Raw genomic sequence first — 21,747 nt, forward strand, 5'->3', positions numbered from 1 at the left:
CATCGAAATCGTTAAATATCTTGACTCTCCAACGATGCAGATAGTGATCAAGACGGAAACTCTCTCGAAACCATCTCTCAACTATTCGAAAGTATTGCTGCTATTTTTTACCTGCATAGACAGACGGCTTTTTATCTTTCCAGGGAACCGCCTGCTCCAATTGACCCGCCAGGCTCAACAGCACGTCTTCTCGGCCATAGGCGGCACTGAACATCATGCCTACGGGCAAGCCATCGTCAGTCCAATACAATGGAAGAGAAATGGAAGGCTGACCGGTTTGATTAAAGAAGGTGGTATCCCCCATAAAACCCACCAGCCGACGGGTATATTCACTGTCGGATTCCGCATTGAGGTAACCGATGGGTACGGGTGGCGTTGCCATGGTGGGAGCCAGTATCAGATCGTAACGCTGCATAAACTGGCCGATAGATCGAGCTAGCCCATGATTGGTTTGAATAGCCTCGGCATAATCCAGGCTGCTGATACTGCGGCCAAATTCCAACAGCGAGCGGGTGCCTGCTTCCATGGGTAAGGCATCGACCTCGCAACCTAATTGACGGGCGCGCTGTTTTAACGCCAGTGCAGCGCTAACACTGATAACGGTAAAACCTGCAGCCGACGCCAGTTCGCCATTAATATCCGGTCGTGCCTCTTCAACGATATGGCCCATGTCTTCTAATAAGCTAATCGTTTTCTCGAGACCCTCGAGCACCTCTGGGCTGTAATCACCAGGGCCCCATTTTTCTCGACTGATAGCAATTTTTAGCTGCCCTGGTGAACGATAAACGGCGTCTAAAAATGTGCCGCGAATCTCTGGCGCTGCATAGGAATCGCCCACATCAGCACCGGCGGTAGCATCCAGCATGGCCGCTGAATCACGCACACTACGACTAATCACATGTCCGGTGGATTGACCGCCCCAACTTTCCATATGATCAGGGCCGTGCGGAATGCGTCCACGGCTGGGTTTAAGTCCAACCAAACCGCAGCAGGATGAAGGCATACGAATTGAACCACCACCATCGGTAGCGTGGGCCACAGGGACAATGCCAGCGGCAACAGCCGCAGCGGCACCACCACTGGAACCTCCCGGTGTGCGCTCAAGATTCCAGGGGTTGCGGGTCGGCCCATAGGCTTCCGGTTCCGTCACCGGTTTAAGGGCTAGCTCTGGGCAATTGGTGCGGCCGAAAATAACCACGCCGGCATTTTTATAACGCTGAACCAAGGTGCTGTCATGATCGGCAACATCACCTTCCCAGCTTGCGCTGCCGGTGGTAGTCACATGATCTTTCATCAGCACTTCGGCATCTTTAATCAAGAAAGGTACGCCGCGGAAAGGACCTTGAGGCAAACGTGATTGCGCCGCCTTACGTGCCTGCTCGTAGTACGTTGCCGTAACTGCATTCAGCTCGCCGTTCACATATTCTGTTCGGATAATCGCTTCTTCTAAAAGCTCCGCGGGGCTTACCTCGCCCGACTCGACGAGCCCCGCCAAACCTAATGCGTCATAGCTGTTGTAATAAGAGCTGTCATAATCGGGTAGTGTCATAGCGTCCTCGTACGTCTTAGTGCTGCTTATAAAGCACAAAATTACGAGTCTGGGCGCATTTAAACCATGGGAAGACGGGTCTTTTTTATGTCATTTAGGGCCAGTGCTTTGCGGCCGTTTCCTACCAGGCTTTAGCGGGCTGCAATTGACACAACGCGGCCCGGAATGACCCAAAAATGACCCCTCTTCACATTCTCAATCAGGCCGCTGCTTTCTAACATCGGGAAGGTTCAGCGCTAAAAAGGCTATAGGGCTGACACCTTCCGGGCGACACGCCTGCATCGATAAGCCTGACAATTGAGGATTTACAACAATGATCGATAACCCGATACCCTGGCCAAACGGCAACAAGGTTGCTTGCGCCCTGACTTTTGACATGGATACCGACAGCATCCTGCACCTTGGGTTTAGGGAAGCCGCCCCCAGCAAAGTTGCCATGCTGTCGATGATGAAATACGACGAAGTGGCCGTGCCCCGTATTCTGGAAATGTATAGACGCTGCGAGATTAAGCAGACGTTTTTTTATCCCGCCTGGTGTATGGAGCGCTACCCACACCTGGTAGATATGATGCTAAAGGACGGCCATGAAATTGCCGCCCACGGCTACCTGCACGAAAGTCCCAATAAAATTAGCCCAGAGGAAGAGCTTTATTGGCTCGATCGCCAGATCAACGTTATTAAAAAAATGACCGGCCAAGCCCCACGCGGCTGGCGTGCACCTATGTACGATTTCTCCCAGCATTCCATCGACTTTTTGGTAGAGAAAGGTTTCACATACGACGCCAGCCTGATGGGTGATGACATCCCTTATGTGATTAAAAATGATCACGGTCAGCTTATTGAGCTGCCCTCCCACTGGGGTATGGATGATGGCCCGCACTATGCACACGTCCCCGATGCCATGTACCTAATGCCCATCAAATCGCCGGATGAGGCCATGAATGTATTTATGTCGGAGTTTCATGCCATGCATCGCAACAACGGCCTGTGGGTTTCGGTATGGCACCCGTATATTTCTGGGCGTTTAGCACGCTGCGAACGTATTGAGAAAATGATTCTGGATATGCAGGAAGCCGGCGGCGTATGGTTTGCCACCATGGAAGAAATTGCCGCTCATGTACAAAAGTGCATTGATGACGGCAGCTGGACACCAAGGGTTGATCAATTGCCTTACTACGACAAGCCCATTCCTGAAATTTACGAAGGACCTGCAACTAAAGGACCTGCGGCTAAATAAAGCCGCTATCCTGAAAGCAATAAAAAAGGCGCCAATTATAGGCGCCTTTCTTTTTGGTGAACTGAACGCCTTTACGACATTTCAAAGAAGCACAGTTTATTACCATCAAGATCGCGGACATAGGCACCGTAGAACACGGGCATATTCTCTTCTTCAAAAGAACGCACACCCGGCTCCCCTTCATCAGTACCACCCAACTCAAGCGCCTTGGCGTAGAGCTTATCCACACCTTCACGGGTTCCGCCCGGAATGGCAATCATATTGCCATTACCCGGATGCTGCGCCTGCTTATCGTAAGGTGTACAAATCGCCAGCATGGTGCTTTGCTCCACACCCGTGCCGTAGTACTTCATGGTTTCCATTTCGAATAAACGTACCGCACCGATTTCAGCCAGCAGCGCATCGTAAAAAGTACCCGCGGCTTCCAGGTCATTAACACCTATGGTTATATATCCAATCATTTCAGAACCTTCTTATAAAACTCATGTAAAAAAAGGGAGGGCAAAACCCTCCTAACGTTGCCTGAGAGAGACAATCAACAAAAACTCTTATTAACTTCTGTCAGCGGTTAAATAGTCATAGGCAGACAATACGTGGGAACGAACGGTATGCAGGAAGTCTTCAATTTCCAGTTTCTCATCGACCGTTGCCATGGTAGAAGGCGATGGGCCATAACAGAAAGCGGGAATATCTCTGAAGCGCCACAGGCGACAATCGGTAGCGCCCAAGCTCACCATACGCGCAGGCTCGAAACCTCTGAGTTCGCGCACGTTACTGCGAATGATATCGATCATTTCATCGTTCGGGTCTGACCAGCTGGGATCTGCACCGTTGATTTCCTTCACGCTCAACTGTGGATACTTCTCAACAATCTCATGCACCTTAGCCAACAGCTCCGCTTTGGTCAGTCCCAAAGGAATACGGAAGTCCGCTTCAAACACGCACTTACTGGGCATCATATTGACCTTGGTACCACCTTCGATACGACCAATACTGAGCTGTACCTTGCCAATACGCTCTGCGGCATCTTCGCCTGAGAATTGCGTCAGAATAGCCTTGGATTCTTGCACACCGTCGGCGATCTCCGCCGGGACCTCCACCTGAAGATTGGTCAGTTCTTCCAATTCTTCAAAAATCTTGGTGGAGAGTTTTACCGCATTTTTATAGGGCGTATGACCAAAGGAACCGTGGGCTCCGTCGGTTTTAACAGTAAATTCCAGCCACAAAAAGCCACGCTCAGAGAACAAGATGGTTTGTGCACTGGATGGCTCACCATTCAGGCAGCAATCACCCGGCGCATCGGGGTGATTCTCTAACAGGTACTGTGCGCCCCATGGCCCCAGTGTTTCTTCATCACTCACCATGGTTAAGCTAAGACGGCCCTTAAGGCGATCACGCAAACGATTCAAGTAAATGTACGTAAACAATGACGCCGTAGTTCCGGCCTTCATATCGCTGGCACCGCGGCCATAAACCCAGCCGTCTTCCACATCACCGCTAAAGGCATCGCGGCCTTCAGGGGTTTTATCACCTGAGGCAGGAAACACATCGATATGGCCATTCAGTACTAAATGTTTACCGTCTCCGGCTTCGCCACCAAAGCTCGCAATAATGTTGGGCATATTGGCCTGCGGGGCGATACGTTCGTAATCTAGGCCTTCTTGTTTCAGGACTTTTTCAGCAGTCTCTGCGGCATGAACGGTATCGCCAGGAGGATTAGGAGATTTGGCCCGAATAAAATCCGAGAAGAAGGTTACCAACCGATCCCGATCTTCTTCAATCCACTTCAACAGTATTTGTTTGTCATCGCTCATAGTAACTCCGAGGTAAAATCCCAAGGGCTAAGCCTTGAGTAGACTGGCGTGAGCACCAGGAAAACTGGCACTCACGGTTACAGAAGGTTTTTTGTGCAGGCGAATTAGGCCAGAACACCTTCTTCCATTTTTCTCATCGCCTGTGCAGCAATCTGCTTGCCCTTCTCTGTAGACTCGGCAAACTCACGCAGCTTTTCTGGCGGGAAGGCATCCTGGAATGGTGTTGAACCAATAAATACACCGAAGAACATAGCCGCGGCTTCAGGGTCAGCAGCCAGAGCAGCCATCATGGCTTTGTCTTCTGCAGACATCGGCTTGAGCATGGCCAGATCGACGTTGTAATCAAACATCATCTTCAGCAGCTCAAACTGGCGGCGATCGTAATCAGCTAAAGCATGGTCGATTTCTTTTTTACCATCCAACGCCATAATCAATTCTTCGGCCAGTAAATCAGCATGGGCAAAAGCATTGGTTATACCTTGAGCGCCGATAGGATCACGGTGCAAGGCAGAATCCCCCACCAGAGCCCAGCCGGGGCCATGGGCGCGACGGAAGTAGTTGTAGAATAATGGGGTACCGGTAAAGCGTGTTTCGCGCTGACCGCTATTCACCCGAGCTTCCAGTTTCGGTACCAGTTTCAGGCATTCGGCAAACGCCTTTTCGGTATTCGAACGCACAATCTTTTGCATTTCGGTGGGCCAGAACAGGAAGACCAAATCCAGGTTATCGTTCGTTGGGAAGGTAATATAGAAACGACGCTCATCTTCCGGCATATACAGCTCACCGGCATCATCGCGATCGCGCATGCCGCTGTAGTAAGCGTAATAACCACAGGTATGAATGCCTGCATCGATATACATCTGCGCATTAACCGACTTGGCCACCATGGAATTTACACCGTCGGCACCAACAACAACTTTCGCCTTATCGATATATTCCTTACCGGTAGCATCGGTGCCACGAATACCCACAACTCGGCCGTCTTCAAACAACAGTTCTTTTACGGTGAATTTTTCACGAGCTTCTGCACCAGCCTCGATCGCCGCATTCACCAAAATCTTATCGAGATAGAAGCGACGAGGCGTCCAGTCAGTGCCCATACCATCATGCGGCGGCGCTTCACCTTTAAGATGAATATTATCTCCCAAGTAGAAATTCATCTCGCGAATGGCGGGGGTACCAATTTTCTCCAGCTCAGGGATTAATCCCCAACGCTCCAGGCGACTTGCCCCAGTACGTTTAATAAAGTGCGTGGACATGGTGTCGGAACCAAATTCAGCCCTGTCCACCAACAATACCTTGTGCCCAGCACGTGCCAGCAGCATCGCCAAAGGTGCACCGCCTACACGGGCACCTACAATGATCGCATCGTAGTTACTCATAATTTATGCCTATCGTTTATCATCAATTGATGTACTCGCCACAGCTATACCTGCGGCAATAGGCTCTACACAGTTTCCCCCATTACCAGCTCACTCGTACCGGTAAACTGGCGAACCTATTCAGTACACCGCTATGGTAGGAGTTAGGCCTTGGGGAGAACATTGGAAGACGGGACAGGTTCTGGTCATTTGGGGCCACACAAGTCTAATCAGATTTCTTTAACTATTTGTGCGAGGTGTACGGCGGGGGTTTCAAGCTTTGGATTGGAGAGGAATTAGAAGTGCCTAATTAATAAGGGAGGCCTTCCTTTTATTTTCAATAATAAAGTGACACCTGCAGCGTCACTCCTTTCGTCATACTATAATCTTGAGTACGTCTCTGACGTACCACTAAATAAAAATTCTTTCACTCTACTCCTTGTTACATTCCCAATAACGTTTCGTATCGATCAAGTGCGGCTCCACTGCGTCGACTCATCAACCAAGGGGCGATTCAGTAGCAGCTCTCCGATCCCACGCCCTGCAATACCCGGCACAATCAAGCAATAAACTAATCCCCAGAAGGCGTCACTCAGTCCTGCCAGTAAAATTAACCAACCGTAGTCATCGGATACCAGGCTTGCGCCTATCAGCAACACGGCAGCAAAAAATCGCAGCATGGCCTCGTGCATCATGATGCTGGCGTATCGCTTGAGGTCACTACTGGCCACAATCAAGGTCGCGGCGGTGTAACACAGCAGGCCACCGAGCAGCAGAGCCCATACCCAGGGAATTTCAAAACCAAGCAAAGGATGAATAGGTACGAAGGCCAGCAGCAGGCCAATGCCAATATTGCTGTAACCACTGAATTTTACAATGCGTGAACTGAGTGTTTGCATGCGGAACTACCTTTGCCAATTGCTTTGCAAAAGTCTATTGGCGTAGCCCTACTGAAGAAAGATCCGATCACGCCCCATGATGATCATGAAGGTTATGGACTAACTGCGAAAATCTTTGGGCGAGCGGTTGGTCCACTTCTTAAAAGCACGAGTAAAGTTAGTGGGATGTTCGTAGCCCAGCCGGTAACCAATCTCAGCGACCGACAAGTCACTGCTCTCCAACAATTTAACCGCTATGCGTTTGCGGGTTAGATCAATAAGCTCCTGAAAACTTGTGCCTTCATTGTTGAGCCGCCGGCTCAATACTCGCGGCGATAAATGTATCTGTTGGGCCACAACATCAAGGCTCGGTGGACACTCGATATTTTCCATAAGTATTGCCTGAATTTGTGAACGAAAACTGCGCCGGTCATCGAGTTCAGCCAATTCTGCCTGGCACTGGGCCTTGGCAAGTTTGCATGACAGGTCGTTAGCAAAGGAAAACGGCCGCAACAATGCTTTGGTAGGATAAAGAATACGCGTCTGGCAGTGCCCAAAACTAAACGGCACCTGGCCGAATACCTGCTGGTAAACGCTCAGATCATCAGGCTGTGGGTATTCAAATTGAATTTCAATCATATCGCTACGTAATGAATCCTGATTTACAGGCTCATCGTCGTCGATTGAGCTCTGCGCGCGATCAATTTTCTTCAGGGTTATCTCACCTCGATAGATCGCCGCGGCCATCACTTCCAGATTGTAACGCTGCAAGGATTCCTCGCCGGATAGATCTTCAAGCAGTAACTGTGAGATTTCAGCATCCTGCAGAAATTCAAGCTCCATTTTGGGAAAACGGGTGCGGGCGTACTGGCTCATCAATTCCAGGCTTTCAGCCGCGCAGCCGCACGATTGCAAGGCAAAGCCCAGGTAATTGTGAGACTGCAACGACAGGTAATTACCCAGCAGCAGACCCAGTGAAGGGGTTCGGCTGTGTTTTATTCCCTCACGAGTGAGGGCAATATACTGGGCAATGGTGATTTTTTTCGAGGGATCGTCAAACCACTGAGTATCCACACCGGCATTCTCGAAAATCGTATCCGCCGGCATCCCCTCGGCACAGAGAAATTCGTGGTATTCCATCGGATAGGCGATGGGAATAACCCGTTTATTGTCGGCTTTGTCAGGACTGCTGCTCATCAATCATCGCTTCCAACATCTGGTTTCTCTTCCCTAGTGTCTCTGCCATGGTGGACTGACTTTATCATATCTCGGCAAACACGTGGGATCGAGTGAACTATAGAGAAGCTCCACTCTATAACTCGTTTAGGCATTTTCTGATCACAATCGGACAACTTCGGATTACCGGATTATTCCCCGCCAGCTCTAGGATGTTGAGTACATTCACTGGACACCGCCCAGCGCGGTTGGGATTAAGATTGATATGTATGATTTTGTGATTGTGGGGGCCGGTTCAGCAGGCTGCGTGCTGGCCAATCGCCTGTCGGCTAACGGGCAGTATCGCGTGTGTCTGCTGGAGGCCGGAGGCTCAGATCGCAATCCGATGGTAAACACGCCCGCAGGATTGGTGCCCACGATGATGACACGCTTCTTTAAGTGGTCTTTCAATTCCCAAGAGGGGGATTCCCTCCAGGGCCGCCAGGTGTTTTGCCCACGGGGCAAGGTACTGGGGGGATCCAGTTCCATCAATGGTATGGTCTACATTCGCGGCCAGGCACAGGACTATGATCGCTGGGTGACCGAGGGGGCCGAAGGCTGGTCCTACGACGAGGTATTACCCTATTTTAAACGCGCCGAATGCCAGGAACGCGGTGCGGACGATTACCACGGTGCGGACGGCCCGCTGCATGTCTCCGACAGCTATCGCCAGATACCCTTTAACCAACACTTTATAGACGCCGCCAAAGAGCAGGGTTATCAGATCAACCCCGACTTCAACGGTGAACAACAGGAAGGGGTAGGCTACTACCAGAGTACCATTAAAAACGGACGTCGCTGGAGTGCTGCCGACGCCTACCTGCACCCCGCCATGTCACGCCCCAATCTGACAGTGATCAGTCGCGCCAGCGTCAGTAACATTGAATTCGAAGGACTACGCGCTGTGGGCGTAAGCTATTACGACACTGACGGAGCACTGTGCCGTGTCGAGGCAGCACGTGAAGTGATTCTGTCAGCCGGCGCCTTCAATTCTCCTCAATTATTGATGTTATCTGGTATAGGACCAACCAAGGAACTGCGCCGCCACGGAATTCGTAAGCGTGTAGCCCTGGAAGGTGTCGGTAAAAACCTGCAAGAACACGTCGATATCGTAGTGGTTCGCAATACTCGCCGTGCTGGTCCCGTAGCCTACACGCCGCGCGTATTTGCCGAAGGCATCGGTGAGTTATTCAAGTACCTGTTTCGCCGCCGCGGCACCTTAAGTACCACCGGCGGAGAAGCCGGAGGATTTTTTCGTTCCCGCGAAGAAAAAGAGACGCTACCGGATTTGCAGTGGCATTTTATGCCGGCGCGTTTTAACGATCATGGCCGCGACTGGCGCTTTACCAGCCGCTATGGATACTCCGCTCACATCACACTGCTGCGTCCCAAGAGCCGTGGCAGCGTCACACTGACTGATCGCGATCCTACCAGTGATCCCCACATTCATCTCAATATGCTTGCCCATAAAGACGATGTACAACGTCTGGTAGACGGCATCAAGACAACACGTGAACTGCTACGTGCCGAGGCGTTTGATGAGTATCTGGACACCGAAGTTTTCCCAGGCGAAGGAGCCCAAACCGACGAGCAGCTGGAACAGTTTCTGCGAGCCAAGGCTAATCATATCTACCACCCGGTGGGAACGTGCAAGATGGGACGCGATGCCGAATCGGTGGTAGACCCCGAGCTCAAAGTTCACGGTGTGCAGTCATTGCGAGTGGTGGATGCCTCGGTGATGCCCAGCCTTGTCAGCGGAAACACCAACGCCCCTACCATCATGATTGGTGAAAAAGCGGCCGACATGATTTTGGATTTTCATCAAAGCGATAACTCCGCCAGCAACGTAAACAGTCATCAGCAAGACAAACAAGAATCATCCAAGGAAAAACACAAGAAAGAAACACCCGAATTAGAGGAGCAAGCATTGTGAATATCGCCGAAAACAAAATACTGTCACTGAGCAGCCCCCTGACGCTGCCCTGCGGGGCCGTATTAAACAACCGCCTTCTGAAAAGCGCCATGAGTGAACAACTGGGTGATAAACACCACAACCCCGTGCCAGGCTTGCAAACACTCTACAGCACCTGGGCCGACGGCGGCCAAGCAGTGAATGTCACCGGTAATATTATGGTCGACCGTGGCGCCTTGGGTGAACCCGGTAATGTGGTGCTTGATGAAGACAGTGATCTGGAAGCCTTTAAGCGTTGGACTCAAGCAGGCACGCGCGGGCAAACCCATCTCTGGCCCCAACTCAACCACCCAGGTAAACAGGCTCCGGGCTTTTTATACCCTGAGCCTGTGGCGCCATCGGCCATTCCCCTGGAGGGCGAGGTGAGTGTTAACTTTAATCCACCTCGCGCTTTGTTGGAGGAAGAGATTTGGCAGATTATCGAGCGCTTTGCCACCAGTGCCCGTCTCGCCAAAGAATGTGGTTTTACCGGAGTACAAATTCACGGTGCACATGGCTATCTGGTCAACCAATTCCTCTCCCCCCGGCATAACCAGCGTCAGGATCAATGGGGTGGATCTCTGGAAAATCGTATGCGCTTCGTACGTGAAGTCTATGCCGCCATTCGTCGCCAAGTAGGTGACCTGTTTCCGGTTGCTATCAAACTCAACTCGGCCGATTTTATGGATCGCGAGTTTGGTGAGGACGACTGCATCCAAGTGATAAAAACACTGGCTGATGACGGTATTGATCTGGTGGAAATTTCTGGCGGTAATTACGAAAAAATGGCGTTCTTGCAGGAAACGGCTAGCAGTGAACGTACCGCCCGGCGCGAGGCATTCTTCATCGAGTTTGCCGAGAACCTGCGCCAAGTGTGCAAGGTGCCTTTGGTGGTAACCGGCGGTTTCCGCAGCGCCCGCGGCATGCTGGAAGCCCTGCACGATGACGCCACCGACATGATCGGCCTGGGCCGCAGCCTGGTCATCGATCCCGCATTTGCCCGCAAAGTCATCAACAATGTACACCACGGTATTCACTTACAGCGCCGCAGCACCGGTTTTAGAAAACTCGACACCCTGACGATGATCGATGTCCAGTGGTACCAACAACAAATCATTCGCCTGTCACGGGGGCTGCCCAGCAAACCGGAAATGAGTGAGTGGACGGCGCTACTGAAAATGTGTTGGTCACTGGGTGGCCGTGCCTTCCAAAGAACCCGCGCGTAAACACAACCAGGAAATTGATTCGATGCTGGAAATTGTAAATACCTTAGAAATCGATGCGCCGATTGCCAAAGTGTGGTCGGTATTAACCGACCGCGAGAACTACCCACGCTGGAACCCGGTGATTCACACCCAGCATGGCGAACTGCGCCGTGGTTGCCGTGGCAAAATGCGCATCCAACCCATGCCCGGCCCCGTACTGGAGGTGGATATTATCTACCAAAAAGTGGAACACGAACGAGAGCTTTCCTGGTATGGCGGCCCACCGTTGGTAAAAGGCTACCACTACTTTCAACTCAAGTCCTTAGCCGACGGCAAAACGCTGCTGATTCACGGTGAACGTTTTGGTTGGCTGGCAACACTGTTGTCCTGGCCGGCGGTATTGGGATTAGTCAAACAACGTTATCACATGGCTGACCAAGCCTTGCAGGCTTATTGCGAAGCTTCAGGGCAAACAGCGTAATCCCGATACATCACGCTGGCAGCTACGAAAACCGGGAACATTTCAACTCGAAACGCCATCCCGGTTTCCGGCAAACAGCCCTTTTATATTTGCTGTTCAGTGTCAACTACCACCTGATTATTAGAGGAAGGTTGGGCCGGAGATCTTTTGTCATACCACAAGCTCCCACATTGAAAGTAACCTCCATTAAATGTTCATCACCCAAAATCACTTCAAGCCCTTCTGACTTACCAGCCATTAACAACGTATCAGATACAAACGTTGATGGAACCGTTATTTTCACTTTACTGATAGATTGAAAAGTACCTTCTTCGACTTTTCTTTCGACAGGCTCAACAAAAGGTACATAAATACATAATGGTTCTTCAATGCTGTTTGAATTATCCCCAACATGGAACGCCATTGGCGGATTGAAATAATCAGGTTGGTATTTCCAGCCAGGAAACGGCTGGGAATTATCGACACTATCTTTGCGCCTAAAGATCAGACCGAATGGTGAGGCCCCTTCCGCTTTCGATCTTTCAGGAAATAACAAATCCTTTCCCGGTCCGTTTTTTGCCTCGCCTTCATCTCTGAGCCACAATAATTCCAGCATACTATTGGATACTGGAAATCGCCTGTTTGAAGTACCTTGCCCTTGATGATCTCGGCTGAAACTTTCCTCCACCCCTAATGAAACTAATAAATCGCCTGCTTTAGCTCCAGGCTCTGTAAGAATGAAAAAATGGTCAAGTTCCAGGTTCATAGCTAATACTTATTATGCGGATGTACACTTCTTCATTTTTTCAATATCCACAGGGACAGCCAACCACTCTTTATAGGCTTCAAAAACTTCTGCCGTATATGGCTGCTGATAGTGCTCTTCCAAGGCCGACTCACTTTCCCATTCTTCGTATAGAAAAAGGGCTTTCTCATGTTCATTTTCATGCAGCTCAAATTGGATACATCCCGGCTCTTGTCGAGTTTGAGGTAAGATATTGATTATTGCTTTTTTAGCTTTTTCGAAATGTTCGTCTTTTGGTGATATTTTTGCAAATACAAACAAACTGCTTTGTGGCATTTATCTATTCCTTCATCAATGGTTCCATTTGAGCAGCTCCATATGGATAATCTAACTATACAGGGTGTCTACTTTATTGGGGGAGCCTTCGGAGGCCGCGCTTTCTGCGGCTGGAACGTGTTTGAGCGGTTTGTTAAGCATTACAACCACACGCCACTATTTCTTTTGTTTGCTGCCCGTATGCGCTCGGTTTGCTTACGACGATTTTCTTGAACAATTTTATCTTGTTCTTTCAGTTGGTCTTCAGACACCGAGTCAGTGGGCAGTGCGAGAGGAACTTTAAAGCTGATTTTGTTTGTTGCACTGCTACTTTGCGACGATTCTCCTCCGGCACTTAGATTTAAGAGGCTTGCGACATTAAGCCTTGCTTTAGCATCAGTTCCTGACTCTTCAATAACTGTAACCGCAACATCAAAATCTACTAAGAAGATATTTTGACCAGTTCCAATTACCCCAAAATGAGACTCATCAGAACTTTTAACGTTAGCTCTATGAGCAGGATTGACAAAGCCCCCGCAATCACGGACTTCTGTCTGAGCCTCTTCAATGCCTGCAACAACCTGAACTAATGTTTCTTTCACAAAATCCTTAAGTTCCATGTAATCTCCTTATTAGTGCTTAACGCCGCCAACAGCTGCGGCTTTGTAGTTGGTTGGTGTTGCGCTAGCGTAGCGATCAGCGCATAAGCCAAGCAACGGAAAAGCCGTCAGATGCTTGGCCCTGTTATGTTTGGGCATAGTATCCCTGTAAGAAATCAAAGAAACTACCTGTAAATGCAGACAGACTACCATTAATCATATCTAGCTCTTCACCAAAGTGAACACTGTAAACCTTGTCTGATTCGACATCGTAGTAGTACGCACTTTCACCTTCAAATGAGGTTAATCTGAGAAAGCGTGAACCAATACCTTGAGGTAATTCTTCCGCATCCTCTTCTGCCATCTCCATGATTGTTTCTAGAGGTAGTAATTCAGCACCATTTCCTACTGGTGGAAAAGCCACTATTTTATAGAATGATATGAAAGAAGATGATGCGTCTTTCACTCCCAAGTTTTCTTCAAACCAATTCGAATCATCCTTAGAGACAGTAAACTCATCATCGAAGCACAAATGAGGATTATCTCTTAGGATTCTTTCAGCTTCTATGGGTAGATACATAATCTTGAACTTCTATAAAACATAACGCCCCGCTAAACGGCGAACGAAACGCAGTGTGGTGAGTCCAGTGGAGGTCGCGCCTTTTGCGGCCGGAACGTGTTTGAGCGGCTTGTTATGTGCTGACCGCAATAATTGCCACGGGAAATACTGCCAAACAATACCAAAACCATACTTTGTTAAAAACGCTGAGCCTTCCATACTTTTTTAGTGCTTCCTTGTCATTAAGAACCCATATCGGCGTCTTTTTACCAAATGCAAATTTAAAAGCTATCATATTCATTGAGAGATATGATCCGCCTTTTGGAGAAAAGCCGTACCCTTTGGGTTTTCCATCCTTCATCCACTCTTCAGGGTAATTACTGTACTGGTATTTGATTACTTCATCGAAGAGGTAACACCCCAGAAGAAATAACACGAACCCTACGAATAAATAGCCGTAAATCATCTCGTTCTAAATCACATAACGCTTTTATAAACGGCGCACGCTTTTTGTGCGTCCAGTTGCAGCCGCTTTTGCCTGCAACGATGTTTGATAAACTTGTTATGCGCCTTTATTGGCTCTAGATTTCAGCTTGAAAAAAACAAACCCAGCTAGAATTGCTAAAAAAAATGACTTCATTAGTAGGTCTTCATTTTTCTTGTATTGCAACGCTTCCTGTCTACTACCTGCTATATTTTTACCAAAATGAGAAACCTCTAACATTTCATGGTCACTTCTAGCCTCTCCCTCTGGCGATTTGTCAACCCAGAAAAAATACTTATTTTTTAAAAAGTAAACACCAATTTCTTCAAAGGAATTTATCTTTTGTGATTTATCTTCACACATCTTTTTGAGAGAGTATGACAGGCCTCTAGTTAGATTGATTTTGTCGTTATCAATAATTAATTGGTGATAAGGGCCGCTCCGACCTCTTAGCTCTAGGCAATAAGAGGTGAATTTTTGTAGATTTACATAGTCAATGTCTTCAATTTCTGGCGCGTCATAGACAAATATCACAAAAGCAAAAAATACCCACCCCCATATTGACAGCACTACGCCTATAACTTTAGAAATCATTATCACTATTTCGCATAACGCCGCCAGCAGGGGCCGCAAACCAGAGCGGAGCGTCGGTTTTTGGTCCCTCTGGCTGGCCTTGTTAACCCTTCAATGGTTCCTGATAGAACTCTGCACATAAACTCTTAATACTCTCTACTGCATTATCAATTTCTTTTCGTTGTTCTGATAAAGTGATTTCGCTTGAAATGACCTTCAATTGAGGCAAGCTTTCTTGAATTAGGATTTTGCATTGAAACTCAGGGCCTTCAATATATCTATTCGCTATGCTCTTTCCTTGGTCGAAGGTCATGGTCATCACCGGAGCCAAAGTTCCAAGCATACCTAGTGAAAACATAAGACCGAAAATCTGCTGGACCCAACTTTTTGCTTTAAAAGTGAGTCTTAATATGGAAAGCATATTACCCATGAACAGTACAAAAAATGAGATTAAGCAGATTGAACTCATGCCCCCCACAAATGATGAATCCATCTCCAATGACAGCTCATGGGCGATGACCATCGGCACTAAGAGAGCATAAGATAGGCTCAAGTTCCTAATGTGATCAAATAGGACTTTTAAATTCAATTCATCAAAGTCCGATGCAATGAAGACTTTTGAATCACTGACAAGCTTTATCGAACCCTCCTCAATTTTCTTTGAAAAATGGCCAACCTTCCCAGAGAAAACTTTAAGAAGTAAAAATAAGGCAAAAATTGAGAAAGCTATAATTATCCAGGCAGGTAAATACATGATCTCTTGTTGTAGTTGGTTAACGCCTTTATAAACGGCGCGCGTCTTTTGCGCGTCCAGTTGCAGCCGCTTTTTGGCTGCAACGATGTTTAATAAACTTGTTATGTGTGTTCATTGATAAATTCTTGGCTTAAAGCCTTTCTGCTTTTAGTTTGACTAGCTACATAAAAAGCAACTTTCAGCAATTTGGCATACTCGGGATCTGAATCTTCGATTTCCCTAACAGCGATAATCCCGAAGCTTAGCTCATTAAACCTTGTCAAATCATCATGCTTTTCTTCAAAGTAATCCACTAGAAATTGAAGCTGATTGCGAATGGACTCATACATACCTCTTAGCCCAGAGCAGACTTTCAATTTCTCTTCGGTAGCCTCCAAAGCAACCATGCATAGCTTAAGTTTTATTGGATTCTGATGTTTCATCTGTATTTACACATAACGCCGCGGTTTGGGGCTGACATGGAGCGCCAGCGGAATGGCAGTCCCAGCCGAAGGCGACAACACCGCCTTGTTAAAAGTTTTACTTAACTACAGGGCCGATATCCATACCATCATATGAATCAAGACCAAACTCATGGGCAAACATATACAATTCATCGTTTCTAGCATCAAGTGACTTAGGCGAATGTGTTTCTATACGCTCTACATGAAGCCAGAACGTATCAGGCTCAGTCGGATCATCTTTATCAGATAGATAAATTTCTACAAAAGTATACCCCTTCGAAACCAAGGCACTCTTAGCCTCTTCAAGCTTTGAAGGCTCACTGTGCGTAAAGAAGTAACCCCACAACATATCTGCGGAAGTATTCCAGTCAGTATTTACACGGATATTTGCAAACATCTCTTCCAGCTGATCAATGTGTATATTTTTCCCAGGTATTTCAGACATCCATTTCGCTCCTGCATATAGGCAGATCATTAAGGTGAGTAGTATTGCAACTATGAATTTCATGGATCTTTTAACAGCTTATTCTACGTCACGGTAACGTGTTTAATTACGTCACCATGACGTATAACTCCAAAATCAGAATTCCAACCTAATCGAATTCCTTCGCCCTTTCAACAACTTATCTGCTAGCGTTTACTAACTGACGTGTTTAATTACGTCAGTTAGTAAACGCTAGCAAAAACGAATAGACACTCGACTAAGATCACATTTTTTATAACTTGATTTATGTAGCACGCCACCAACGTGCCACAAAAACCGACGCCGGTTTTTGTGATATTTCTACACATCAGTAAAGTTGCCAACTCAGCATAATTTCAGCGCACAAAAAAACCGAAGTCTTACGACTTCGGTTTTTTATTTTACAACGCTCAATCAACGCTAAGCGATAATCAAACCCGCTCAATCGCAATCGACGTCGCTTCACCACCACCAATACACAGGCTGGCAACACCTTTGGTTTTGCCATGGGTTTCCAAAGCTGCCAACAGAGTTACCATTATGCGAGCGCCGGAAGCACCCAGTGGGTGACCCAGGGCACAGGCACCACCGTGAACATTGATTTTGTTGTGTGGAATCTTTAACTCTTCCATCGCTGCCATGGTTACCACAGCAAAGGCTTCGTTAACTTCCCACAGATCAACGTCGTCAGCAGTCCAACCGGATTTCTCCAAAGTCTTCTGCATGGCGCCAACAGGCGCAGTGGTAAACCACTCGGGCTCTTGGGCGTTTTGGGCGTGGGCGCGAATGACGGCCAATACTTTAACGCCGCGTTTTTCAGCTTCGCTTTGACGCATCAATACCAGCGCTGCCGCACCATCGGAAATGGAGCTGGCGTTTGCGGCGGTGATGGTGCCGTCTTTTTTGAAGGCTGGCTTCAGCGCCGGGATTTTATCCGGGCGGGCATTACCTGGCTGCTCGTCGGTATCCACGGTGACTTCACCCTTACGGGTTGAGATAGTCATCGGGGTGATTTCACGCTTGAAGTTACCGGCTTCAATCGCCGCATTGGCGCGTGCGAGTGATTCAATGGCGTACTCGTCCTGCTTTTCGCGGCTAAAGCTGTACTTGTCGGCGCAGACTTCACCAAAGCTGCCCATAGGGCCGCCGGTGTAGGCATCTTGCAGGCCGTCGAGGAACATATGGTCGTAGATTTCGCCATGGCCCATACGGAAGCCACTACGGGCTTTTTGCAGCATGTACGGGGCATTACTCATGCTTTCCATACCGCCAGCGACGACAACATCTGCGCTGCCAGCCAAAATGGCATCGTGGCCCATCATGACGGTTTTCATACCAGAGCCACACACCTTATTTACGGTGGTGGTAGGTACATGTTTGGGGATGCCGGCGCCCAAGGCTGCCTGGCGGGCCGGGGCCTGCTTAAGGCCTGCGGGCAGAACACAGCCCATTAGTACTTCATCAACCGCCTCAGGCTCCAGACCAGCATCGGCCAGGGCGCCTTTGATGGCCTGGGCACCCAGTGCCGGTGCGGTTACAGCACTTAAACTACCTTGCATGCCACCCATGGGGGTACGGGCAATGCCGACTATGACTACAGGATCATTCATCTTACTTACTCTTAGGTTTTGCAGCCCTTTATTGATTTAGTATGTATGGGCTTAATTGAGTCATGCGTGCACGATATCCATTATAACCCCACCTCCAGCCTGCTGATACCACCTAATCGCTCAGAACGGAAGGCGAAAACGGTCACAATCACCCAACACTGGCCGTAGATTGAGCAGTAGAGAAGGGTTTATCGCCGCGGAATCCATGCTAGTATTTTTCTTTTTCGATCTGACAGGGATACTCATATGGACATTTCCACTATCGTTATGTGGATTATCATTGCCGCTATCGTGTTTTACGTAATCGGTATCTACAACAAGCTGGTTGCCCTGAAAAACCGCTTTGAAAACGCCTTCTCGCAAATTGAAGTACAACTGAAACGCCGCTACGACCTGATCCCCAACCTGGTGGAAACGGCCAAAGGCTATTTGAAGCACGAAAGTGAAACCCTGGAAGCGGTAATTGCCGCCCGTAATAGCGCCATGGCTGGCCTGAAGGCTGCCTCGGCAGATCCCGGCAGCAGCGCCGCCATGACCCAACTCGGTGGTGCCGAAGGTGTTCTGGGCCAGGCCCTGGGTCGCTTGAATGTGGTCATGGAAGCCTACCCGGATCTGAAAGCCAACCAGAATATGATGCAGCTATCTGAAGAGCTGACCAGCACCGAGAACAAGGTAGCCTTCTCGCGCCAGGCCTTTAACGATGCGGTAACCGCTTACAACACCTACAAGCAGAGCTTCCCACCGGTGGTACTGGCCAATACCTTTGGCCACAGCCAGGATGCCAGTCTGCTGGAATTTGAAGATTCTGCCGAGATTCAAGCCGCGCCTAAAATCTCCTTCTAACACCTACCTTACTTCCGCACAGGATTGCCGGGCATGGCCATGGATTTCTTTCAACATCAGGACCAGGCCCGGCGCAATACGCTGTGGCTGGTTTTACTCTTGGCATTGGCGGTGATCAGCCTGATCTTGATCACCACCGCCTTTGTCACCTTCTTTATTTACTACTTCCAATACGGTAACTCGGCCCACCTCAAAGCCTTTGAGCAAGGTACCGATATCTTTACGATTGCCGCACAGATTCTTACATGGGAATTACTCTCGGTAATCAGCCTATCTATTGTGGGTATTGTCGGGTTAGCCAGTGCTTACAAATGGTTGCAGCTACGCGGTGGCGGCCAAGCCATTGCCGAATCTATGGGCGGACGCCTGCTTAACACCTGCACCCGTGATGCTGACGAACGCAAGGTCCTGAACGTGGTAGAAGAAATGGCCATTGCTTCCGGCACTCCGGTACCGCCGGTGTATTTGCTGGAAGAAGACAGCATTAACGCCTTTGCCGCGGGCTACCAACCCCAGGACGCGGTAATTGGTGTTACCCGCGGTTGTATTCAATTATTAAATCGCGATGAACTGCAAGGTGTGATGGCCCATGAATTCAGCCATATCCTGCACGGTGATATGCGCCTGAATATTCGTTTGATCGGCATTCTGCACGGCATATTGGTGATCGGCCTATTGGGCCAATTGTTATTGCGCGGTAGCATGCATCGCACCGCTTACAGCATGGGGACCAGCCGCCGTAATAATAACCAGGGTGGCATTATGGCAATCGGCATTGGCCTGATGGTAATTGGTTATGCCGGTACATTTTTTGGCAACATCATTAAAGCCGCTGTCAGCCGTCAGCGCGAATTTTTAGCCGATGCCTCTGCCGTACAATTTACCCGTAACCCTACCGGCATCAGTGGTGCATTAAAAAAAATTGGTGGCTATAAACCCGGTTCACAACTGCATCACGCCAATGCAGCAGAATTTAGCCATCTGTACTTTGGTCAGGGTATTAAAGCCGGGTTTAGCAGTTTGATGGCAACTCACCCACCGCTGCCCGTTCGCATCAAACGCATTGAACCCAACTGGCAGGGGGAGTTTCCACAGGTTTCCGCTCCAAGTAGCGCGGATACAGCAGCGGGGATTTCCCAATTTGCCGCAACCGAAAGCACGCAACCCACGACAGGTTTTGATCAGGCGATAGAATCCATTGGTCAACCCACTCCCCAGCATGTTGACCACGCACAAGCGTTACTCTCGGCGTTGCCAGAAGCACTTAACACGGCCGCACACGAACCTTTTTCAGCTCGCGCACTGGTCTATGGATTATTACTGAGTGACAACGCCAAGGTACAAGAGCAGCAATTAGCAAGTTTAAAACAGGGTGCACACCCGGTTGTGTTTAAACACTTTATGGCGCTTTTGGATGAAATGCTGACGCTTGATCCCCGCCACCGCTTGCCTCTGGTTGAATTGGCCATTCCAGCTCTTAAATCTCTATCGCCAAAGCAGTATGAAGTGTTTAAACGTAATGTGATTGGCCTTATTAAAGCTGATGGCAAGGTATGTTTAAAAGAGTGGGCAATCTATCGGATTTTATTGCACAACCTGGAACCTACGCCCCACCAACCGGCAACCCGTTCTATTCAAAATTCAGTAACGGCCTGTCAGATGCTGTTGAGTTTGCTGGCGCACAACAGTCAGGATTCGCAGCAAGCGTTTAATGCGGGAATGTCTGCCCTGTCATTGCAGGCGCCTCTATTGCCCTTGGATAAAGTTGCACTGCCGAGTGTTGATGCGGCGTTAAAGCGTTTGAACCAGCTTAAGCCGTTGCAAAAACCTTTACTGCTAAAAGCTATTGGTCAATGTATTAACAGTGACCAGAAAGTGACGGTGACCGAAGCGGAATTGTTTAGGGCTATTGCGGACAGCTTGAACTGTCCTGTGCCGCCTATGGTGGTTGGATAAACTAAATCTGTGGGCTAAAACAAAAACGGGGTCTGACCCAATGGGTCAGACCCCGTTTAACATTCAGCTTTAAGAGATTAAATCGTCAATCGACGTAGACCGGGCCCATGCCCATGCCCCAGACAATCACAGATCCCACTCGAACAATAACCATCAGTACCAGACCTACGGTTACTACCGAGCTGGCGTACATGAAAGCGCGCTCTTTAGGGATGTTCATTAAAATGGGGATACCTTCGTATACCAGATACACTGAGTAACAACCTGCAACAATAGTCGCTAGCGCGTTAACCCAAATATCCGGGTAGACACCAAAGATGCCCGCCAGGAAAACCGGCGTGGTGACGTACACGGCCAAGGCAGTGCCTTCGTAGTGGCGACGATCTTCATCGTCTTCTACACCGTAGGTGCGAGCCATCCAATTGATAAACTCACCGAAAATATAAACCCCCGCTAATAGAGCCACATAGGTAGCCGCGCATAAAGTCATTGCGCTTGCCGGTGTCAGGCGAACAGCTTCTCCGCTACCAACACTCCAGCCAATTTGGGTGACTCCGTAATAAAAGGCGATGGTCGGGATTAATGCCAGCAGAGGAACGTGGCTGAGAAAGACTTGCAAGAACGAATGACGCTCGTTACGGATGGCTTTCCACTCACTATCTGGGTGAAGCATAATGCCCAAGGTATGTTCCAAAATAGCCATACAACACTCCGTTATCATTATGATTTTTCG

General features: G+C 48.8%; 23 protein-coding genes. 6 read left to right on the plus strand and 17 right to left on the minus strand.

Annotated elements, in window-relative coordinates; translation table 11 throughout:
- Positions 1 to 100: 100 nt before the first annotated feature.
- Positions 101 to 1,549: an amidase gene (locus ACGHZ6_RS17800; protein WP_390615359.1), complete on the minus strand. Its 1,449-nt coding sequence runs from the start codon at positions 1,547 to 1,549 to the stop codon at positions 101 to 103.
- A 313-nt stretch (positions 1,550 to 1,862) separates the two neighbouring features.
- Between ACGHZ6_RS17800 and ACGHZ6_RS17805 the strand changes: the two genes are divergently transcribed.
- Positions 1,863 to 2,786 (plus strand): polysaccharide deacetylase, encoded by a 924-nt coding sequence (locus tag ACGHZ6_RS17805; protein WP_390615360.1) that lies wholly within the window; start codon positions 1,863 to 1,865, stop codon positions 2,784 to 2,786.
- A 71-nt stretch (positions 2,787 to 2,857) separates the two neighbouring features.
- Here ACGHZ6_RS17805 and ACGHZ6_RS17810 read toward each other — a convergent pair whose 3' ends face one another.
- From ACGHZ6_RS17810 to ACGHZ6_RS17830, 5 genes are all read right to left on the minus strand, one after another.
- Positions 2,858 to 3,247 carry a VOC family protein gene (locus ACGHZ6_RS17810; protein ID WP_390615361.1) on the minus strand — a complete coding sequence of 130 codons (390 nt, stop codon included), beginning with the start codon at positions 3,245 to 3,247 and terminating at the stop codon, positions 2,858 to 2,860.
- A gap of 90 nt (positions 3,248 to 3,337) precedes the next feature.
- Positions 3,338 to 4,600, minus strand: a complete 1,263-nt coding sequence (locus tag ACGHZ6_RS17815) for a M20/M25/M40 family metallo-hydrolase (protein WP_390615362.1) — start codon at positions 4,598 to 4,600, stop codon at positions 3,338 to 3,340.
- A 104-nt stretch (positions 4,601 to 4,704) separates the two neighbouring features.
- Complete coding sequence (locus ACGHZ6_RS17820) at positions 4,705 to 5,982, minus strand: NAD(P)/FAD-dependent oxidoreductase (protein ID WP_390615363.1); 1,278 nt, start codon at positions 5,980 to 5,982, stop codon at positions 4,705 to 4,707.
- Between the two features lie 449 nt (positions 5,983 to 6,431).
- Positions 6,432 to 6,860 (minus strand): hypothetical protein, encoded by a 429-nt coding sequence (locus tag ACGHZ6_RS17825; RefSeq protein ID WP_390615364.1) that lies wholly within the window; start codon positions 6,858 to 6,860, stop codon positions 6,432 to 6,434.
- Positions 6,861 to 6,959: 99 nt separating this feature from the next.
- On the minus strand, positions 6,960 to 8,036 hold the full coding sequence (locus ACGHZ6_RS17830) for a helix-turn-helix domain-containing protein (RefSeq protein ID WP_390615365.1): 1,077 nt from the start codon (positions 8,034 to 8,036) through the stop codon (positions 6,960 to 6,962).
- A gap of 244 nt (positions 8,037 to 8,280) precedes the next feature.
- Between ACGHZ6_RS17830 and ACGHZ6_RS17835 the strand changes: the two genes are divergently transcribed.
- Genes ACGHZ6_RS17835 through ACGHZ6_RS17845 form a run of 3 tightly spaced genes read left to right on the plus strand, consistent with a single transcriptional unit; the run spans position 8,281 to position 11,691 of the window.
- Positions 8,281 to 9,987, plus strand: a complete 1,707-nt coding sequence (locus tag ACGHZ6_RS17835) for a GMC family oxidoreductase (RefSeq protein ID WP_390615366.1) — start codon at positions 8,281 to 8,283, stop codon at positions 9,985 to 9,987.
- A complete protein-coding gene (locus tag ACGHZ6_RS17840) occupies positions 9,984 to 11,231 on the plus strand; it encodes an NADH:flavin oxidoreductase/NADH oxidase family protein (protein ID WP_390615367.1) in 1,248 nt (415 codons plus the stop codon). Before ACGHZ6_RS17835 ends, ACGHZ6_RS17840 begins: the two co-directional genes overlap by 4 nt.
- Positions 11,206 to 11,691, plus strand: a complete 486-nt coding sequence (locus ACGHZ6_RS17845) for an SRPBCC family protein (RefSeq protein ID WP_390615368.1) — start codon at positions 11,206 to 11,208, stop codon at positions 11,689 to 11,691. Before ACGHZ6_RS17840 ends, ACGHZ6_RS17845 begins: the two co-directional genes overlap by 26 nt.
- A gap of 106 nt (positions 11,692 to 11,797) precedes the next feature.
- On the opposite strand, the gene ACGHZ6_RS17850 is transcribed toward ACGHZ6_RS17845, so the two are convergent.
- The 10 genes from ACGHZ6_RS17850 to ACGHZ6_RS17895 all read right to left on the minus strand — a co-directional run bounded on the left by ACGHZ6_RS17850 (position 11,798) and on the right by ACGHZ6_RS17895 (position 18,215).
- Positions 11,798 to 12,436, minus strand: coding sequence for a hypothetical protein (locus ACGHZ6_RS17850; protein WP_390615369.1), 639 nt, complete (start codon positions 12,434 to 12,436; stop codon positions 11,798 to 11,800).
- 12 nt (positions 12,437 to 12,448) lie between these two features.
- Positions 12,449 to 12,751 carry a putative quinol monooxygenase gene (locus ACGHZ6_RS17855; RefSeq protein ID WP_390615370.1) on the minus strand — a complete coding sequence of 101 codons (303 nt, stop codon included), beginning with the start codon at positions 12,749 to 12,751 and terminating at the stop codon, positions 12,449 to 12,451.
- 140 nt (positions 12,752 to 12,891) lie between these two features.
- Entirely contained in the window at positions 12,892 to 13,350 is a 459-nt protein-coding gene (locus ACGHZ6_RS17860; protein ID WP_390615372.1) for a hypothetical protein, read from the minus strand.
- Between the two features lie 124 nt (positions 13,351 to 13,474).
- The gene (locus ACGHZ6_RS17865) at positions 13,475 to 13,909 is read right to left on the minus strand and encodes a hypothetical protein (RefSeq protein ID WP_390615373.1); all 435 of its coding nucleotides are present in this window, start codon (positions 13,907 to 13,909) and stop codon (positions 13,475 to 13,477) included.
- 112 nt (positions 13,910 to 14,021) lie between these two features.
- Positions 14,022 to 14,354 carry a hypothetical protein gene (locus tag ACGHZ6_RS17870; protein WP_390615374.1) on the minus strand — a complete coding sequence of 111 codons (333 nt, stop codon included), beginning with the start codon at positions 14,352 to 14,354 and terminating at the stop codon, positions 14,022 to 14,024.
- 96 nt (positions 14,355 to 14,450) lie between these two features.
- Positions 14,451 to 14,966, minus strand: coding sequence for a hypothetical protein (locus tag ACGHZ6_RS17875; protein ID WP_390615375.1), 516 nt, complete (start codon positions 14,964 to 14,966; stop codon positions 14,451 to 14,453).
- 82 nt (positions 14,967 to 15,048) lie between these two features.
- Positions 15,049 to 15,699: a hypothetical protein gene (locus ACGHZ6_RS17880; protein ID WP_390615376.1), complete on the minus strand. Its 651-nt coding sequence runs from the start codon at positions 15,697 to 15,699 to the stop codon at positions 15,049 to 15,051.
- A 101-nt stretch (positions 15,700 to 15,800) separates the two neighbouring features.
- Positions 15,801 to 16,121, minus strand: coding sequence for an immunity protein Tsi6 family protein (locus tag ACGHZ6_RS17885; RefSeq protein WP_390615377.1), 321 nt, complete (start codon positions 16,119 to 16,121; stop codon positions 15,801 to 15,803).
- A 97-nt stretch (positions 16,122 to 16,218) separates the two neighbouring features.
- On the minus strand, positions 16,219 to 16,587 hold the full coding sequence (locus ACGHZ6_RS17890; protein ID WP_390615378.1) for a ribonuclease E inhibitor RraB: 369 nt from the start codon (positions 16,585 to 16,587) through the stop codon (positions 16,219 to 16,221).
- A 449-nt stretch (positions 16,588 to 17,036) separates the two neighbouring features.
- Positions 17,037 to 18,215, minus strand: coding sequence for a thiolase family protein (locus ACGHZ6_RS17895; RefSeq protein WP_390615379.1), 1,179 nt, complete (start codon positions 18,213 to 18,215; stop codon positions 17,037 to 17,039).
- 246 nt (positions 18,216 to 18,461) lie between these two features.
- On the opposite strand from ACGHZ6_RS17895, the gene ACGHZ6_RS17900 reads away from it, so the two are divergent.
- Positions 18,462 to 19,058 carry a LemA family protein gene (locus tag ACGHZ6_RS17900; protein WP_390615380.1) on the plus strand — a complete coding sequence of 199 codons (597 nt, stop codon included), beginning with the start codon at positions 18,462 to 18,464 and terminating at the stop codon, positions 19,056 to 19,058.
- Between the two features lie 33 nt (positions 19,059 to 19,091).
- On the plus strand, positions 19,092 to 21,014 hold the full coding sequence (locus ACGHZ6_RS17905; RefSeq protein ID WP_390615381.1) for a M48 family metallopeptidase: 1,923 nt from the start codon (positions 19,092 to 19,094) through the stop codon (positions 21,012 to 21,014).
- Positions 21,015 to 21,099: 85 nt separating this feature from the next.
- Here the strand turns inward: ACGHZ6_RS17905 and ACGHZ6_RS17910 are convergent, their stop codons facing one another.
- Positions 21,100 to 21,717: a Yip1 family protein gene (locus ACGHZ6_RS17910; RefSeq protein ID WP_390615382.1), complete on the minus strand. Its 618-nt coding sequence runs from the start codon at positions 21,715 to 21,717 to the stop codon at positions 21,100 to 21,102.
- Between the last annotated feature and the right edge of the window lie 30 nt (positions 21,718 to 21,747).

It is taken from the genome of Maricurvus nonylphenolicus (assembly GCF_042854845.1).
Classification (GTDB): domain Bacteria; phylum Pseudomonadota; class Gammaproteobacteria; order Pseudomonadales; family Cellvibrionaceae; genus Maricurvus; species Maricurvus nonylphenolicus.

What these genes read in the sequence shown, in the direction of transcription:
- ACGHZ6_RS17860 (WP_390615372.1), bottom strand. Translation starts at nt 13,350, where the DNA reads ATGGAACTTAAGGATTTTGTGAAAGAAACATTAGTTCAGGTTGTTGCA.
- ACGHZ6_RS17910 (WP_390615382.1), bottom strand. Translation starts at nt 21,717, where the DNA reads ATGGCTATTTTGGAACATACCTTGGGCATTATGCTTCACCCAGATAGT.
- ACGHZ6_RS17800 (WP_390615359.1), bottom strand. Translation starts at nt 1,549, where the DNA reads ATGACACTACCCGATTATGACAGCTCTTATTACAACAGCTATGACGCA.
- ACGHZ6_RS17825 (WP_390615364.1), bottom strand. Translation starts at nt 6,860, where the DNA reads ATGCAAACACTCAGTTCACGCATTGTAAAATTCAGTGGTTACAGCAAT.
- ACGHZ6_RS17855 (WP_390615370.1), bottom strand. Translation starts at nt 12,751, where the DNA reads ATGCCACAAAGCAGTTTGTTTGTATTTGCAAAAATATCACCAAAAGAC.
- ACGHZ6_RS17850 (WP_390615369.1), bottom strand. Translation starts at nt 12,436, where the DNA reads ATGAACCTGGAACTTGACCATTTTTTCATTCTTACAGAGCCTGGAGCT.
- ACGHZ6_RS17835 (WP_390615366.1), top strand. Translation starts at nt 8,281, where the DNA reads ATGTATGATTTTGTGATTGTGGGGGCCGGTTCAGCAGGCTGCGTGCTG.
- ACGHZ6_RS17820 (WP_390615363.1), bottom strand. Translation starts at nt 5,982, where the DNA reads ATGAGTAACTACGATGCGATCATTGTAGGTGCCCGTGTAGGCGGTGCA.
- ACGHZ6_RS17895 (WP_390615379.1), bottom strand. Translation starts at nt 18,215, where the DNA reads ATGAATGATCCTGTAGTCATAGTCGGCATTGCCCGTACCCCCATGGGT.
- ACGHZ6_RS17890 (WP_390615378.1), bottom strand. Translation starts at nt 16,587, where the DNA reads ATGTCTGAAATACCTGGGAAAAATATACACATTGATCAGCTGGAAGAG.
- ACGHZ6_RS17885 (WP_390615377.1), bottom strand. Translation starts at nt 16,121, where the DNA reads ATGAAACATCAGAATCCAATAAAACTTAAGCTATGCATGGTTGCTTTG.
- ACGHZ6_RS17815 (WP_390615362.1), bottom strand. Translation starts at nt 4,600, where the DNA reads ATGAGCGATGACAAACAAATACTGTTGAAGTGGATTGAAGAAGATCGG.
- ACGHZ6_RS17905 (WP_390615381.1), top strand. Translation starts at nt 19,092, where the DNA reads ATGGCCATGGATTTCTTTCAACATCAGGACCAGGCCCGGCGCAATACG.
- ACGHZ6_RS17810 (WP_390615361.1), bottom strand. Translation starts at nt 3,247, where the DNA reads ATGATTGGATATATAACCATAGGTGTTAATGACCTGGAAGCCGCGGGT.
- ACGHZ6_RS17880 (WP_390615376.1), bottom strand. Translation starts at nt 15,699, where the DNA reads ATGTATTTACCTGCCTGGATAATTATAGCTTTCTCAATTTTTGCCTTA.
- ACGHZ6_RS17805 (WP_390615360.1), top strand. Translation starts at nt 1,863, where the DNA reads ATGATCGATAACCCGATACCCTGGCCAAACGGCAACAAGGTTGCTTGC.
- ACGHZ6_RS17830 (WP_390615365.1), bottom strand. Translation starts at nt 8,036, where the DNA reads ATGAGCAGCAGTCCTGACAAAGCCGACAATAAACGGGTTATTCCCATC.
- ACGHZ6_RS17865 (WP_390615373.1), bottom strand. Translation starts at nt 13,909, where the DNA reads ATGTATCTACCCATAGAAGCTGAAAGAATCCTAAGAGATAATCCTCAT.
- ACGHZ6_RS17900 (WP_390615380.1), top strand. Translation starts at nt 18,462, where the DNA reads ATGGACATTTCCACTATCGTTATGTGGATTATCATTGCCGCTATCGTG.
- ACGHZ6_RS17870 (WP_390615374.1), bottom strand. Translation starts at nt 14,354, where the DNA reads ATGATTTACGGCTATTTATTCGTAGGGTTCGTGTTATTTCTTCTGGGG.
- ACGHZ6_RS17875 (WP_390615375.1), bottom strand. Translation starts at nt 14,966, where the DNA reads ATGATTTCTAAAGTTATAGGCGTAGTGCTGTCAATATGGGGGTGGGTA.